Consider the following 14,164-nt stretch of genomic DNA (forward strand, 5'->3'; position numbering starts at 1 on the left):
TCACCCAGCCAAGCGACACTAGCTGAGTCGCGAAAAGAAGCCACTCTGCGCCCTATGCGGACTTTCCAGAAAGCGCCCCAAGCACCGGCCCGATCACCTTCGTCGCCAGCGGTATCAGCACAAAGCCCCAGGCCAGACCAAGGATGCCGTCCATCGTGGCCTTGGACATCCATTCCACCGCGCCAATCCACTGCTCCGACACCATATGCCCCACCACATAAGCCCAGTCGTGGATGTGGTGACCCAGCCAGCCGAAGCCCAGCACCTCCAGCCCGTGGATCACGATCGAGCCACCGACCCAGAGCATGGCGGCGGTGCCGACGATGGACAGCGTCCTCATCACGCCGGGCATCGCCTTGACCAGCCCCCGCCCCAGCCCGCGCCCGATGGGCGTTGGCGCGTTTTTTGCCATGTAGAGACCCACATCGTCCATTTTCACGATCAGCGCGACAGAGCCATAGACCGCAACCGTCACGCCAAGACCCACAACCGCCAGTGTCGCACCCTGCATCCAGACATTCGGGGCTTCAATGGCGGCCAAAGCGATGGTCATGATCTCAGCCGAAAGGATGAAGTCGGTCTTGATCGCGCCCCTGACCTTTTGTTCCTCCAGATGGCCGGGGTCGCGCTCTTTCAGGTCCTCGTGAACGCTGTGACTGCCATGCGGGAACAGCAGATGGAAGATCTTCTCGGCCCCTTCGAAGCACAGATAAGACCCGCCGATCATCAGCAGGGGTGTGATCAGCCAGGGCGCGAAATTGGCCAGCAGCAGCGCCACCGGCAGCAGCAGAACGAGCTTGTTGAACACGGATCCGCGCGCGATGCGCCAGATGATCGGCAACTCGCGCGCAGGCGCAAAGCCCTGCACGTATTTCGGCGTCACGGCGGCATCGTCGATGATCACACCCGCCGTTTTTGCCCCCGCCTTTCCCGCCGCCGCGACCACATCATCGACCGAGGTCGCCGCCACTTTGGCGATGCCCGCTACGTCATCCAGCAAGGCCAGTAAGCCGCTCATACCCGATTCTCCTGATCAATCCGACCGCAGGCAGGTTATCTGTTCACACTGTTAGCACAAGCGTTAGCGCAATCGGTGCAGGTTTGCGCTAACAGCTTCGTTTTACTGACTTTTTTCACTTCACCTAAGAGCGACGGCTGGCTATATGGCAGCAAGTTACATGTCGCTGGAGTTCCATATGACCATTAAAGTAGGTATCAACGGGTTCGGTCGCATCGGCCGCTGCACCCTGTCCCATATCGCGGCATCGGGCCGCAACGATATCGAAGTGATCAAGGTCAATGCAACCGGCCCGCTGGAGACCTCGGCGCATCTGCTGAAATATGACAGCATCCATGGCCGCTTCCCCCGCGACATCATCGTCGACGAGAAGACCATGGATTTGGGCCGCGGCCCGATGCAGATGTTTTCGACCTATGACATGGGCCAGTTGGACTGGGAAGGCTGCGACGTGGTGCTGGAATGCACCGGCAAGTTCAATGACGGGCTCAAAGCCAACACCCATTTCGAGCGCGGCGCGCAGAAAGTGCTGCTGTCGGCGCCTGGCAAGAATGTGGACAAGACCATCGTCTACGGTGTGAACGACGAAACGCTGACGCCCGAGGATCGGATGATCTCGAACGGGTCCTGCACCACCAACTGCCTCGCGCCACTGGCCAAGGTGCTGGACCGCGCGATCGGGATCGAGCATGGCATCATGACCACGATCCACGCCTATACCGGCGACCAGCCGACGCTGGATCGCCGTCACGACGACCTCTACCGCGCCCGCGCCGCCGCAATGGCGATGATCCCGACCTCGACCGGGGCCGCCAAGGCGCTGGGTGAGGTTCTGCCAAACCTCAAGGGGCGCTTGGACGGCTCGGCCATTCGCGTGCCGACCCCGAATGTCTCGGCCGTTGATCTGACTTTCCGCGCCTCGCGCGATGTGACCCGCGAAGAGGTGAACGCCATCGTGGCCGAAGCCGCACAGGGCCCGATGTCGCGGGTGTTGGGCTATGAGCCAGCGCCGCTGGTTTCGGTCGATTTCAACCATTCCGAGGAAAGCTCGATCTTTGCGCCCGATCTGACCCGCGTGGTCGATGACCGCATGGTGCGGGTGCTGGCTTGGTATGACAATGAATGGGGTTTCTCGGTCCGGATGGCAGACGTCGCGGTCGCCATGGGTCGCTTGAATTGAACCTATTAAGCGCTTGAGAAAAAACGCCCGCTCAGGTTATCTGAGCGGGCGTTTTTCATTTCTCCCGAGGGCTGGATGACAAATCAGATTGCCATTTGGCTTGCCGGTCTGCTGCTGGTCGCCGTGGTCGGAGATGTCATGCTGTTCGGGACCGAGCATCTTCTGTTTCTGGGCCGCAAACTGTATGATCTGCTGCAATGGCTGGCCTTTTGGCGCTGAGGGTCAGAGCGGGACCTTTCGAACCACGCTGGTACTGCCCTGCCCCCGGGCGCGCGTATAGCGCATCTGATCGCCGCAAATCTCGATGATTTCGCAATCGGTTTCGGGGGGCTCGTCGTCGAAGATCAACGTGCGGCAAAAACAACTGTCTTTCCAGACCCAGCGGCCCTCGAATGTCTCGCCCTCCGCAGTACCGGAAAAACCGCCATCCGCACGGATCACGAAGCGCAGCCCGTCGCCCTCGAACCGGCTCTGGGCGACATAGCGGCAGAAGGCCTCGCGGGTGCGGATGCGGGTCCAACTATCGGTCACAGACACCAGCCGGGTCGATCAGCGCGCCAGCCGTTCGAGCAGCGCGGCCTTGACCCGTGGCGGCACGAATTTCGACACATCCCCACCCAGCCGTGCGATTTCCTTGACCAGTTTCGAGGCGATCGCCTGATGCCGCAGATCCGCCATCAGGAACACGGTCTCGATCGTGTCATCCAATGCCCGGTTCATGCCAACCATCTGATATTCATACTCGAAATCAGCCACGGCGCGCAGCCCGCGCACGATGGTCTGCGCGCCGACGTCGCGCGCGCAATCGATCAGCAGGTTTTCAAACGGATGCGCGACGATTTCGGTGCCCGTCTCCTGGCTGAGCGCGGCACATTCCGCCTCGATCATGGCGACGCGCTCTTCCAGCGTGAATAACGGCCCTTTGTCGCGATTGATTGCAACCCCGATCACCAGCCGGTCCACCATCAGAGCCGCCCGGCGGATGATATCGACATGGCCTAGCGTGATAGGGTCAAATGTTCCGGGATATAAAGCAGTTCTCATGGCAGACCTCTGCGCAACAAAATTGCGCGGCAAGGAACCACATGCGGCCCCCGAGCGCAATATGGCAAATCAGTGCCCCATGATCATGCCCTGAAGCGCGTCCTTTTCCATCGCAAGTTCAGACAATTGCGCCTTGACCACATCCCCCAGCGTCACGATGCCGATCAGCTTGCCATCCTCGACAACCGGCATGTGGCGGAACCGCCCTTCGGTCATCTGCTCCAGGATATCCTGAACGCTGGAATCTCGGGTACAGGTGACGAGGTCGCTGGTCATGTATTCACTCACCGGCTGGTTCAGGCAGCCGCTGCCGCTGGCGCCAAGCTCGCGCACGATGTCGCGCTCAGACAGGATGCCGTCCGGTGTTTCCCCGTCATCAGAGACCATCACGGTGCCGATGCGTTTCTCGGCCAGAACCTGTGCCGCTTCGGACACCAATGTCGATGCCTTCACGGTCACCACGCCGGAATCGGCCTTGGATTTCAGGATTGCCTGGACAAGCATTTGCAGCACCTCGGTATTATTCCTGTATCCCCAGAGCGTTGCCCCTTGGCCGCGTTCTGTCAAGTCAGCCCTTCCAACCGGGCCACTTCGTCGCGTATCCCGGCGCTCAGCGCGGCGGCAAAGCGGTTCAGGCGCGCGCTGCGCCGGTCCCCCTGATGGCGGACCAGATAGAAACTGCGCGTCAGGCTGATCTGATCCGGCAGCACCTTGGCCAACCGCCCATGCGAAGGCAGCGTGAAATCATGCGCCACACACAGGCCGGTAGCCTGCGCCACCAGACGCAATTGCACCGAAACCGCATTTGAGGCCAGCGCGACACGCTTGACGCCAAGGTCAGTCAGGTAGTCCAACTCGCGGTCAAAGATCATGTCCGGAATATAACCGATCATCGGGTGCCCGCCCAGATCTTCAATCGCCTTTATGTCCGGGTAGCGGCGCAGATAACGACGATGGGCGACCAGATGCAGCTTATAGTCTGTGATCTTCTGCACCAGCAATTGCCCTGCCGTGGGCGGGCTGACCGTGATCGCCATATCCGCTTCGCGCCGCGACAGGTTGATGACCCGAGGCAAGGCGAGGATTTGAATGTCGAGATCGGGGTTGGTGGCGCTGATCCGGGTACAAACCTGCGGCAGAAGGTAGTTGGCGCAGCCATCCGGAGCGCCGATGCGAATCTGCCCGCTCAGCCGATCTGCCGGACCGGTCAGCGCCTCTGCTGCAGCTCGCATCGCCTCTTCGGCCTGTTCGCCATGGCTCAGCAACCGCTCGCCCGCCGCGCTCAGCGCATAGCCCTGGGGCGATTTCACAAAAAGTGATGCGTCCAGCGCCGCCTCCAGCCGGGCAATGCGGCGGCCCACAGTGGCCGGGTCCATCTTGAGGATACGCCCCGCCGCTGACAGGCTTTCCTCGCGCGCCACCGCCAGAAACACCTTCATATCGTCCCAATGCGGCTCCATCACCTGCCCTTCTGCAAATTTGCAAAACCTTTTTGAAATCTTGCCTCTGTTCAGTGGATTTTTGCAAGCCTATCCTGCCCCCAAATCTGATCGGAGGAGACCCCATGCAGGAGCTGACCCATTATCTGAACGGTGAACATGTCAAAGGCGGCTCGGGCCGTTTTGCGGATGTGTTCAACCCCGCCACCGGCGACGTGCAGGCGAAAGTGCCGCTGGCCAGCGCTGACGAGGTCGCCAGGGCCGTCGAAATCGCCGCCGCAGCGCAGCCTGCCTGGGGCGCAACCAACCCGCAACGCCGCGCGCGGGTGATGATGAAATTTGTCGATCTGCTGAACCGCGATATGGACAAGCTGGCCGAGGCGCTCAGCCGCGAGCATGGCAAAACCGTCCCCGATGCCAAGGGTGACGTGCAGCGTGGGCTTGAAGTGGTAGAATACTGCATCGGCGCGCCGCAACTGCTGAAAGGCGAATTCACCGACAGCGCGGGCCCCGGAATCGACATGTATTCCATGCGTCAGGCGCTGGGTGTCACGGCCGGCATCACGCCCTTCAACTTCCCCGCCATGATCCCGATGTGGATGTTCGCCCCCGCCATCGTCTGCGGTAACGCCTTCATCCTGAAACCCTCCGAGCGCGACCCCTCCGTGCCGCTGATGCTGGCCGAATTGCTGGAAGAGGCCGGGCTGCCCAAGGGCATCCTGCAGGTGGTCAACGGCGACAAGGAGGCGGTGGATGCTATCCTGCACCATCCGGTGATCCAATCGGTGGGTTTCGTGGGCTCCACCCCCATCGCCGAATATATCTACGGCACCGGCTGCGCCCAGGGCAAACGCGTGCAGTGTTTCGGCGGCGCCAAGAACCACATGATCGTGATGCCCGATGCCGACATGGATCAGGCCGCCGACGCGCTGGTCGGCGCGGGGTATGGCGCAGCGGGCGAGCGCTGCATGGCAATCTCGGTCGCGGTCCCGGTGGGTGACGAGACCGCCGACCGGCTGATCGACAAGCTTGTGCCGCGCATCGAGAAGCTGAAAGTGGGGCCTTACATGGCGGGAAATGACGTGGATTACGGCCCGGTCGTGACCGCCGCCGCCAAGGCCAATATCGAACGTCTGGTACAATCCGGGGTCGATCAGGGTGCGAAACTGGTGGTCGATGGGCGCGATTTCAGCCTGCAAGGCTATGAGGACGGCTTCTTTGTCGGCCCGCACCTCTTCGACAACGTGACCAAAGATATGGACATCTACAAAACCGAGATCTTCGGCCCCGTCCTCTCCACCGTGCGTGCGCAAAGCTATGAAGAGGCGATCGGGCTGGCCATGGACCACGAATATGGCAATGGCACGGCGATCTTCACCCGCGACGGCGACACCGCCCGCGATTTCGCCAACCGGATCAATATCGGCATGGTCGGCATCAACGTCCCGATCCCGGTGCCGCTGGCCTATCACACGTTCGGCGGCTGGAAGAAATCGGTCTTTGGCGATCTGAACCAGCACGGACCGGACGCGTTCAAATTCTACACCCGCACCAAAACCATCACCTCGCGCTGGCCCAGCGGGATCAAGGAAGGCGGCGAGTTCAACTTCAAAGCCATGGACTGACCCGCATAACACATGCTGTCCGGCCCCAAAGCCGGGCAGCATCCTGCCGGATTGCGCGAAACAGGCCCCAATCACGCAGTTTTCAACAGCCCCCTCTGGTCAGACGCCCCGCGAACCCCTATTTTCGCGGCGAAGAATTGAGCAGATGATGGAGGCACCCTTGCCCAACTCCAAGATCACCCGCCGTGGCACCCTGTTGGGCGTTGCCGCCACACTTGCGACCCCGGCGCTGCTGCGCGCCCAGAGCAGTGACGCCTTCCCCCAGACCGAGCAACCCATCAGCACCCAGGTGCCGGTGAACCGCAATGTCTCGTCCTTCCGTCGCCAGAACTGGCAGGATCATTTCGACACGCTTGGCAAGGGCGCGCTCTTGGCCGATATCACCAGCCGGGCGGTGCATTACTGGGGACCAGATGGCGAAACCTATCGCCTCTTCCCCTCATCCGTGCCGATGAGCGAGGAACTGACCAAGCGCGGCTATACCAAAGTGGTGCGCAAGACCGAATTCCCAAGCTGGACGCCCACCGCCAACATGCGCGAGCGCGACCCGACCCTGCCCATCCGCATGGAAGGCGGCGATCCCGGCAACCCGCTGGGCACCCGGGCCATGTATCTCGGCTGGCCCGCCTATCTGGTCCATGGCACCCACGATACCCGCAAGATCGGACGGATGAGCTCGTCGGGCTGCATCGGCCTCTATAACGAGCATGTGGAACAGCTCTACCCGCTGGTGCAGGTCGGCACCCAGGTCCGCCTGATCTAAAACATTCCGGCGCTCGGAAACGCTGCGGGGTCTGGGGCAAAGCCCCAGCGCCTGCGTGGCGTGAACGCAAACAAAATCTGCGCGCCGCAGGCGCTCCTTTGGATCAGACCTAGCGCTTGCGCACCCACAGGCTCTGCGCCCGCCCGCCCTGCAGGAACGGCAGCGCCTGCACCGCATCGGGTCGGTCCTGCTGCAGATGATATCCGGGCCAGAGAATCTCATACCCCCCACCCTGCAACAGCGCATGCAGCATGTATTGCTCGCCCCAGGAGGGGCAGTCATAGAAGAACCGCTTGGGGTATTCATAGGGCAAAAAGACATCATGCACATGGATCACCACGCCCGGCGCCAGCTGCGGAATGATATTGCAGAACAGATGTGCCACGTCATTGCCCAGACGCACCTGATGGCTGGAATCGATAAACAGCACATCGCCAGCCTCCAGCGTTGAAAACAGCGCCGGATCAACCTCTTCCACCCGCTTCTGTTCAAACGCATCCACCACATGGGCGATATCGGCGCGCGGATAAGGGTCGATGGCGGTAATCTGCGTCTCCAGCCCGCCATCCAGCACCGCCTGCCGGCTCACGCGGGTCGAGTTGCCACAGCCCACCTCGATCACCCGCTTGGGCGCATAACGGCGGATCATCAGATAGAGCGCATCCGCATCCGGGCGGTCATAATAGCCGTTGTGAGGCAGATAGCCGGTCTGGTTCCGGTCGGGATCCTGCAAAGCGTGCAGGCTCTCGGCGTGGGTGTCATATTCCGCCGCCAGAGGTGCGATATCAAACCCCTCCATCCCCGGAGACAGCGCATAGGCAGGCCGGGTCAACCCGCCGCGCCGCTCGAAGGCGACCAGCCGCTCGGTCTCGGCCATCTCATCCATCCGGTCGATGAGTTTCACATCAAACGGGTCGAGCAAAGCATTGAGTTTCGGGAATTTCCGCTTTTTCTTCTTCACGCCCTGCTCCTGATCCTGCGGGTTTCCGGCTCAATAGCGGGATTTGCCGGGATTTCAAACCCACCCCGTCAGGGCGCGCCTCCAGAGACGTGTTATGCCCTCAGCAGCGCCCCTTCCGCGTGGCGCACGAACGGGCGGGCGGGCGCGATGGGGTCCCCATCGGCGATTTCAGGGAAAATCCCTATCAGTTCATCGTAACACGCGTGATCAGCCTGCAGGATATGTTTGCCCGCATAAAAGCTCTCCATTGGCGCATCTTCGCAGAACACGATTTCGTGCCGGTCGAACATCAGGTGGATATAGGTGACCTGATCGCAGAGTGCGGCGTGAATGCGATCGCCGTCACATAGATGCCGGGCTGCGCACAGCACTTCTGGTGCATGAAACAGCAGCTCGCATCTCCAGCCCGAAAGCAGCACGCGATGCTGGGGCGAGACCCGGACAGGCCGGTCATTTCCGATGGTACCGGGCGCAAAACGGATCGGTGCATGCCGACCCCGCCCGGCCACCCTGCGCCTGCCGATCCATCGGATGGGTTGCGGGCCATGATCCAGCGTCTCCACCAGATCGCCGACCTGCAGCGTTTCAATCGCGCGCTCACCAACCGGCGTTCGCATCATCGTGCCTTCGGTGAAACAGGCAATTTCGACATTCTCGATATTTGTGTAGGTAAAGCTGTTTGCACCACCTGGCAAATCAACCGTGCCGCCGGTGGCGCCCGGAAAGAAGGGCGTGACGGTCGAGCCCCTGGGCACAATCAGCGTGTCGTTCCCGTTGCCGCCATTCACAAAACTGGTATTCAATCCGGCATGGATTTCGTCGGCGCCGCCGCCGCCTTCTAGGTTGCCGCTGCCATCCTCGGCAAAAAGTGTGTCGCGTCCTCCGCCGCCGTTGAGATTGTTGTTCCCCGATCCGCCCCGCAAGACGTCGCGACCCTGACGGCCAAAGATGTTGTTGTCACCCGTTCCGCCCTGCAACGTGTCATTGTCGCGCCCGCCATCGATGGTACCACCGCTGCTGCCACTATCGGTGAACGAATCGTCGCCGCGATCGCCGAAATAGCCACTCGCATCCAACCCGACCGAGCCGCTGACATTGTCGTCATTGTTGTTGCCGGTGTATTCGACAAATTCACTGAACGAGCCCGAAGCGATATCGGCGTTGGTGTAGGTGGTCACCGCCCCAGTATTGGTATTGGTGAAGGTGATCGAGCTACCGGTCATGGTGACCTGGAACGCGTTACTGATCCCGGACACATCGATGGTGCTGTCCGGCCCGATATCCAACCCGGCCCAGAAGGCCGCGTTGTTGATATCGGCATTGGTCAACGTCAGAAAAACAGGCATCTCGCGTCCAGCCCTGCAATCATTAAGTGTATGGGCCTAGCCCACACCAGTCAGAATAGCTTGCCCGCTGGATTGAAGCCACCGGAATGCGCAGACATCACCAATCCGGGCAAAAAGCCCCCGACGTTGGATTGCTGGCGATCCCAGCAGCTAGGTCGCTGGCCTATTCGACCTGTGTTTCGATGGTATCGAACGCCGCGCTCAAATTGCTGAGATCGATCGATGACAATCCCAGATAGGGGTTGCTCATCTCGATGATGAAGAAAAGGGTAAGCCCGGTATAAATGCTGTAAAGCGCGACAAGACCCGAGCGAATCCAGGAAAACGGCGTTACGAAAAACACCAGCAGCAGAAAGACATACCCGACAACGGATAGGGTCCAAAACAAGTTGGATACACCCCGCGCAGTCGCAGCCACACGTTCCAGCCGCAGGCTGAAAGCCTGATCGAGCTTGCTGACAATCCGGTCAAGCGTGATGCTCTGTTGTTCTTCCTCTGGCTCGATCGCAAGCAGAGCCTGATAGATCTCGCTAGAGACTTGCGACGCCTCGCGGAAGATAAGGTCCGAATTGCCGATGTTGTGAACGTCCATCGCAGGTGTGTCATCTTGCTCCAGCACGTCGATATACTCGAAAAACTTGGCACGCACCGGATCAATATCCTGGTTGCGCAGCCGGGCAATTTCATGTGCCGCTTCGGACAAGATAATAACTTCGGCCGCAATGGTTTCCCGGGCCTGTTCGTATTGTTCCTGAGCGCCGGAAAAGATCAGCGCCAGGATCAGCGCATGCAGCGTACCGATGCGGAACCCGATATTGACGGCCATTTCCCTGGTTGCGTCCGAGGGTGGACGCTGCCTGAACCGGTGTATGAAATAGTAGGGCAGCACGCTGATCGCTGACATCACGAGGATGATCAAGGCAATGCTGGCCCAGGGATGATACAGCATCCAATCAAGCGCCTGTCCGCTTTCTTGCTCGCTCATGAAACTGCCATTCTCCAAAATGACAGGCCTCAAAAAGCCTGTCCTGTGGAGAGCTTAACAGGGTCTGGCCGGATTTTTCCAGATGCTTGCACAACCCGGCATTGCAGCCTCGTTGGCGAACGCTGTATGCGACGCTACCCTTGCCCACGGAACAGTCTTGTGGATGAGAACATGGCCTCCAACTCCTCGATCCGTTCCTTGCTCTGCTCCCAGCGGGCATCCTGAACCTCGGCGATCAGCGCCTCGACGATCAGCATCAGCGCGATGGTACTGTCCCAGCTTGACGGCGCCTCGACCAGCGAGTTGAACGTATATCGGGCCGAGCGCGCGATGGGTGAGCCCCATTGGTCGGTGAACAACACCACCGTCACCCCGCGATCCGAGGCGATCTGCGCAAGCTTGGCCAGATGCGCCTCATACCGGCGGATGTCGAAGATCACCAGCACCGAGGTTTCATCCATATCCAGCAGATATTGCGGCCAGACATTCGCGGAATTGCCCAGCATGGTCACGTTGGGCCGGATGATCTGCATGTGATTGTAGAGGTAGTCGGCATTGGACCGGGTGATGCGCCCCCCGACCACATAAAGCGGGCGCGCGGTATCGGCGAGCAGCCTGGCCACCGCGTCGAACATGTCTGTGTCGATGCGGTCAAGCGTGTGGCGCATATTGGTCCAGGCGGTCTGGGCAAACCGTGTCAGCGGGTGTTCGGCCCCCTCATCCACCACCCAGGCGTCGCGCTTGGCGATGGGTTTCTTGATTTGCGCGGCCACCTCGTCCCGCAGCGCATCCTGCAGCGCCGGAAACCCGTCGAACCCCAGCTTGCGCGCCATGCGGATCACCGTGGGGGTCGAGACGCTGGCCGCATTGGCGAGCTTGGTGATCGATTGCAGCCCACCCATCGGATAATCCTGCAGCAGAATCGAGGCCAGTTGCCGCTCGGACGGCGTCAGCGCCTCCATCTCTTCCTGTATCTGCTGTTTGACAAGCTTGGTGGTCGGGGTCACGAGACGCTACCTGATTACGATTTCTACAGCCTATGCGGTTTTGTAATCATGTCTACAGAAAAATTGTTGACAGAGGATGCGAAGCTGTAACCAATGTTTCACATGGCAATCGATCCCGAGTCACCCCTGCTGTCCGCGTCGGAAGGTCCGGCGGCGCGCGTGTTGAACGCGCGAGGCGTGGGCGCTGCGGTGCTGGTTTGTGAACATGCGAGCCGGTTCATTCCGGCATCGCTCGAAGGGTTGGGGTTGGAGGATGAGGCTGCGGGCTCACACGCCGCCTGGGATGTGGGCGCGATGGAGCTGGCGGTGGAGCTGATGGGCGCGCTGGATGCACCGCTGGTACACTCACGGGTGAGCCGGCTGGTCTATGATTGCAACCGCCCGCCCGAAGCGACGGGCGCGGTATTGGCGCGCAGCGAGCGGTTTGAGATACCCGGCAATCAGGGCCTCAGCGCCGCACATCACGCCCAGCGGGTGCGCGATGTCTATGCGCCGTTCCGCGACCTTCTGGCAGATGCGGTTGCGGGGCGCAACGACCCACCTTTGATGATCACCATCCACAGCTTTACGCCCGTTTACAACGGCATACATCGTGATATTGATCTTGGAATTCTGCACGATACGGATAATCGGGCAGCCCGTGCTCTTCTCGGCAAGGTCTCACCTTGCGGGCTGCGCGTGGCGCTGAACCAGCCCTATTCGGCCCGCGATGGCGTCACCCACACGCTGCGCGAACATGGCGTCCGCAACGGTCTGCACAATGTGATGCTGGAGGTTCGCAACGATCTGATTGATACCCCCACCGGCGTCAATCGCATTGCCGGGCTGCTGTCGCCCATGCTGGCAGAACTGGTCGCCGACCTGACACCCGAGGCAGCATCCTCATGACAAAAGGGGCTGGGGGTTTGCATTTTCTGAGGCAATATGTCCGCGTCATCGACCGGCTGAACCGCTGGATCGGACGGGTGGTGATGTATGGCATCTTTGTCATGATGGGCATCCTGCTCTGGTCGTCGGTGTCCAAGACCTTCTTCCTGCCCTCGCTCTGGACTTTGGAAATGGCGCAGTTCGCCATGGTGGCCTACTACATCCTCGGCGGGCCGTATTCGATCCAGATGGGCAGCAATGTGCGGATGGACCTGCTCTATGGAGAATGGTCGAACCGGCGCAAGGCGTGGACCGATGCAATCACTGTCCTCTTCCTGATCGTCTATCTGATCGTGATGCTCTATGGCGGCTACGACTCGCTGAGCTATTCGCTGCAATATGGCGAGCGCAGCCCGACCGCCTGGCGACCCTATCTTTGGCCGATCAAGGTGATCATGATCACGGGGTTGTTCCTGATGCTGCTGCAGGCAATCTCGGAACTCTTCAAGGACATCCTGCGCCTCAAGGGCGATGACATCCCGCGCGAGGTGATCTGATGCCTTATGAGCTGATCGCCATCCTGATGTTTTCCACCATGATGCTGATGCTGCTGACCGGGCAGCGGGTGTTTGGGGCGATCGGGTTCGTGGCCGTGGTGGCGGCGCTGCTGCTCTGGGGTGACCGGGGCGGGTACGATCTGGGTTTCTCGGCGGCGATGAAGCTGATGAAATGGTACCCGCTGCTGACCCTGCCCATGTTCATCTTCATGGGCTATGTCCTGTCGGAATCGAAGATCGCCGATGACCTCTACAAGATGTTCCATGTCTGGATGGGCGGGCTGAATGGCGGGCTGGCCATCGGCACGATTGGCCTGATGGTGCTGATTTCGGCCATGAATGGCCTGAGCGTGGCGGGCATGGCCATCGGGGCCACCATCGCCCTGCCCGAGTTGCTGAAACGCGGCTATGACAAGCGGATGGTGACCGGCGTCATTCAGGCCGGATCGTCGCTGGGCATTCTGGTGCCGCCCTCGGTGGTGCTGGTGCTTTATGCGATGATCGCGCGCCAGCCGGTGGGGCAGCTGTGGCTGGCGGGTGTGGTGCCGGGATTGATGATGGCGGCGATGTTCATCCTCTATATCGCGATCCGGTGTCGGCTGAACCCGTCGCTTGGGCCGGTTCTGCCTGCTGAAGACCGCCAGATTCCGATGGGCGAAAAGCTGGCGCTGCTGCGCGCGGGGCTGCTGCCTATCGGAATCTTCGCGGCGATGATGGTGCCTTTTGTCAATGGCTGGACCTCACTGGTGGAAAGTTCGGCCATCGGCGCGCTGACCGCCTTTGCCGCCGCTGTCTTGAAGGGCCGGATGACGCGTCAGGTGTTCGAAACCTCGGTACGCTCCACCCTGGGCATCACCTGCATGTTCATGTGGATCATCCTGGCCGCCTTGGCCTTTGGTGCGGTCTTCGACGGGCTGGGCGCAGTCAAGGCCATCGAGAACCTGTTTACCGAGCGTCTGGGCCTGAACCCCTGGATGATCCTGATCCTGATGCAGCTCAGCTTCATCCTGATGGGCACGTTTCTGGATGACACCGCCATGCTGGTGATCGTCGCCCCGCTCTATGTGCCATTGGTGGGCGCGCTGGGGTTCGACCTGATCTGGTACGGGGTGCTTTATACAATCACCACCCAGATCGCCTATATGACGCCGCCCTTCGGTTATAACCTGTTCCTGATGCGGGCCATGGCCCCACCCGAGATCACGCTGCGCGACATCTATGGCTCGATCCTGCCTTTCGTGCTGGTGATGGTGCTGGCGCTGAGCATCATCATGAGTTTCCCGCAGATCGCGCTATGGCTGCCCGAGTATATCTACAACAAGTGACCCCGGCCAAACCGGGGCGGAGACGACCGTTCGAGTAACAACACAGA

General features: G+C 60.6%; 16 protein-coding genes. 7 read left to right on the forward strand and 9 right to left on the reverse strand.

Annotated elements, in window-relative coordinates:
• Nucleotides 1-52: 52 nt before the first annotated feature.
• Nucleotides 53-1,018 carry a DUF808 domain-containing protein gene (locus Q5Y75_RS04750; RefSeq protein ID WP_306194825.1) on the reverse strand — a complete coding sequence of 322 codons (966 nt, stop codon included), beginning with the start codon at nucleotides 1,016-1,018 and terminating at the stop codon, nucleotides 53-55.
• Nucleotides 1,019-1,196: 178 nt separating this feature from the next.
• On the opposite strand from Q5Y75_RS04750, the gene gap reads away from it, so the two are divergent.
• Nucleotides 1,197-2,198, forward strand: a complete 1,002-nt coding sequence (gap, locus tag Q5Y75_RS04755) for a type I glyceraldehyde-3-phosphate dehydrogenase (protein WP_306194828.1) — start codon at nucleotides 1,197-1,199, stop codon at nucleotides 2,196-2,198.
• A 75-nt stretch (nucleotides 2,199-2,273) separates the two neighbouring features.
• Nucleotides 2,274-2,417: a hypothetical protein gene (locus Q5Y75_RS04760; RefSeq protein WP_306194830.1), complete on the forward strand. Its 144-nt coding sequence runs from the start codon at nucleotides 2,274-2,276 to the stop codon at nucleotides 2,415-2,417.
• A gap of 3 nt (nucleotides 2,418-2,420) precedes the next feature.
• Here the strand turns inward: Q5Y75_RS04760 and Q5Y75_RS04765 are convergent, their stop codons facing one another.
• The 4 genes from Q5Y75_RS04765 to Q5Y75_RS04780 all read right to left on the reverse strand — a co-directional run bounded on the left by Q5Y75_RS04765 (nucleotide 2,421) and on the right by Q5Y75_RS04780 (nucleotide 4,702).
• Nucleotides 2,421-2,729: a hypothetical protein gene (locus Q5Y75_RS04765; RefSeq protein ID WP_306194833.1), complete on the reverse strand. Its 309-nt coding sequence runs from the start codon at nucleotides 2,727-2,729 to the stop codon at nucleotides 2,421-2,423.
• Between the two features lie 18 nt (nucleotides 2,730-2,747).
• Nucleotides 2,748-3,242, reverse strand: a complete 495-nt coding sequence (gene coaD, locus Q5Y75_RS04770; RefSeq protein ID WP_306194835.1) for a pantetheine-phosphate adenylyltransferase — start codon at nucleotides 3,240-3,242, stop codon at nucleotides 2,748-2,750.
• A 69-nt stretch (nucleotides 3,243-3,311) separates the two neighbouring features.
• The gene (locus Q5Y75_RS04775; protein WP_306194837.1) at nucleotides 3,312-3,746 is read right to left on the reverse strand and encodes a CBS domain-containing protein; all 435 of its coding nucleotides are present in this window, start codon (nucleotides 3,744-3,746) and stop codon (nucleotides 3,312-3,314) included.
• 59 nt (nucleotides 3,747-3,805) lie between these two features.
• Nucleotides 3,806-4,702 carry a LysR family transcriptional regulator gene (locus Q5Y75_RS04780; RefSeq protein ID WP_306194839.1) on the reverse strand — a complete coding sequence of 299 codons (897 nt, stop codon included), beginning with the start codon at nucleotides 4,700-4,702 and terminating at the stop codon, nucleotides 3,806-3,808.
• 104 nt (nucleotides 4,703-4,806) lie between these two features.
• Here Q5Y75_RS04780 and Q5Y75_RS04785 point away from each other — a divergent pair, with 104 nt between their 5' ends.
• Nucleotides 4,807-6,306, forward strand: a complete 1,500-nt coding sequence (locus Q5Y75_RS04785; RefSeq protein WP_306194841.1) for a CoA-acylating methylmalonate-semialdehyde dehydrogenase — start codon at nucleotides 4,807-4,809, stop codon at nucleotides 6,304-6,306.
• A 145-nt stretch (nucleotides 6,307-6,451) separates the two neighbouring features.
• Nucleotides 6,452-7,069, forward strand: coding sequence for a L,D-transpeptidase (locus tag Q5Y75_RS04790; protein ID WP_306194843.1), 618 nt, complete (start codon nucleotides 6,452-6,454; stop codon nucleotides 7,067-7,069).
• Nucleotides 7,070-7,178: 109 nt separating this feature from the next.
• Here Q5Y75_RS04790 and Q5Y75_RS04795 read toward each other — a convergent pair whose 3' ends face one another.
• The 4 genes from Q5Y75_RS04795 to Q5Y75_RS04810 all read right to left on the reverse strand — a co-directional run bounded on the left by Q5Y75_RS04795 (nucleotide 7,179) and on the right by Q5Y75_RS04810 (nucleotide 11,368).
• On the reverse strand, nucleotides 7,179-8,030 hold the full coding sequence (locus tag Q5Y75_RS04795; protein ID WP_306194845.1) for a class I SAM-dependent methyltransferase: 852 nt from the start codon (nucleotides 8,028-8,030) through the stop codon (nucleotides 7,179-7,181).
• A 92-nt stretch (nucleotides 8,031-8,122) separates the two neighbouring features.
• Nucleotides 8,123-9,376 (reverse strand): Hint domain-containing protein, encoded by a 1,254-nt coding sequence (locus tag Q5Y75_RS04800; protein ID WP_306194847.1) that lies wholly within the window; start codon nucleotides 9,374-9,376, stop codon nucleotides 8,123-8,125.
• Nucleotides 9,377-9,539: 163 nt separating this feature from the next.
• A complete protein-coding gene (locus Q5Y75_RS04805; protein WP_306194849.1) occupies nucleotides 9,540-10,361 on the reverse strand; it encodes a bestrophin-like domain in 822 nt (273 codons plus the stop codon).
• Between the two features lie 134 nt (nucleotides 10,362-10,495).
• Nucleotides 10,496-11,368 carry a MurR/RpiR family transcriptional regulator gene (locus Q5Y75_RS04810; protein ID WP_306194851.1) on the reverse strand — a complete coding sequence of 291 codons (873 nt, stop codon included), beginning with the start codon at nucleotides 11,366-11,368 and terminating at the stop codon, nucleotides 10,496-10,498.
• A gap of 93 nt (nucleotides 11,369-11,461) precedes the next feature.
• On the opposite strand from Q5Y75_RS04810, the gene Q5Y75_RS04815 reads away from it, so the two are divergent.
• From Q5Y75_RS04815 to Q5Y75_RS04825, 3 genes are read left to right on the forward strand one after another with little or no spacing between them, the layout of a single operon-like run.
• Nucleotides 11,462-12,256, forward strand: coding sequence for an N-formylglutamate amidohydrolase (locus tag Q5Y75_RS04815; protein ID WP_306194853.1), 795 nt, complete (start codon nucleotides 11,462-11,464; stop codon nucleotides 12,254-12,256).
• Nucleotides 12,253-12,792 carry a TRAP transporter small permease subunit gene (locus Q5Y75_RS04820; protein ID WP_306194854.1) on the forward strand — a complete coding sequence of 180 codons (540 nt, stop codon included), beginning with the start codon at nucleotides 12,253-12,255 and terminating at the stop codon, nucleotides 12,790-12,792. The genes Q5Y75_RS04815 and Q5Y75_RS04820 overlap by 4 nt, the downstream gene beginning before the upstream one ends.
• Complete coding sequence (locus Q5Y75_RS04825) at nucleotides 12,792-14,117, forward strand: TRAP transporter large permease (protein WP_306194856.1); 1,326 nt, start codon at nucleotides 12,792-12,794, stop codon at nucleotides 14,115-14,117. Before Q5Y75_RS04820 ends, Q5Y75_RS04825 begins: the two co-directional genes overlap by 1 nt.
• The last annotated feature ends 47 nt before the right edge of the window (nucleotides 14,118-14,164 follow it).

Origin of the sequence: Ruegeria discodermiae (assembly GCF_030758345.1) — a bacterium.
Taxonomy (GTDB): domain Bacteria; phylum Pseudomonadota; class Alphaproteobacteria; order Rhodobacterales; family Rhodobacteraceae; genus Ruegeria_C.

Bases quoted from the DNA above. Each gene is read 5' to 3' on its own strand.
- Q5Y75_RS04800 (WP_306194847.1), bottom strand. From the start codon at position 9,376: ATGCCTGTTTTTCTGACGTTGACCAATGCCGATATCAACAACGCGGCC.
- Q5Y75_RS04815 (WP_306194853.1), top strand. From the start codon at position 11,462: ATGTTTCACATGGCAATCGATCCCGAGTCACCCCTGCTGTCCGCGTCG.
- Q5Y75_RS04780 (WP_306194839.1), bottom strand. From the start codon at position 4,702: ATGGAGCCGCATTGGGACGATATGAAGGTGTTTCTGGCGGTGGCGCGC.
- Q5Y75_RS04760 (WP_306194830.1), top strand. From the start codon at position 2,274: ATGACAAATCAGATTGCCATTTGGCTTGCCGGTCTGCTGCTGGTCGCC.
- Q5Y75_RS04805 (WP_306194849.1), bottom strand. From the start codon at position 10,361: ATGAGCGAGCAAGAAAGCGGACAGGCGCTTGATTGGATGCTGTATCAT.
- Q5Y75_RS04785 (WP_306194841.1), top strand. From the start codon at position 4,807: ATGCAGGAGCTGACCCATTATCTGAACGGTGAACATGTCAAAGGCGGC.
- Q5Y75_RS04820 (WP_306194854.1), top strand. From the start codon at position 12,253: ATGACAAAAGGGGCTGGGGGTTTGCATTTTCTGAGGCAATATGTCCGC.
- Q5Y75_RS04825 (WP_306194856.1), top strand. From the start codon at position 12,792: ATGCCTTATGAGCTGATCGCCATCCTGATGTTTTCCACCATGATGCTG.
- Q5Y75_RS04790 (WP_306194843.1), top strand. From the start codon at position 6,452: ATGATGGAGGCACCCTTGCCCAACTCCAAGATCACCCGCCGTGGCACC.
- gap (WP_306194828.1), top strand. From the start codon at position 1,197: ATGACCATTAAAGTAGGTATCAACGGGTTCGGTCGCATCGGCCGCTGC.
- coaD (WP_306194835.1), bottom strand. From the start codon at position 3,242: ATGAGAACTGCTTTATATCCCGGAACATTTGACCCTATCACGCTAGGC.
- Q5Y75_RS04775 (WP_306194837.1), bottom strand. From the start codon at position 3,746: ATGCTTGTCCAGGCAATCCTGAAATCCAAGGCCGATTCCGGCGTGGTG.
- Q5Y75_RS04750 (WP_306194825.1), bottom strand. From the start codon at position 1,018: ATGAGCGGCTTACTGGCCTTGCTGGATGACGTAGCGGGCATCGCCAAA.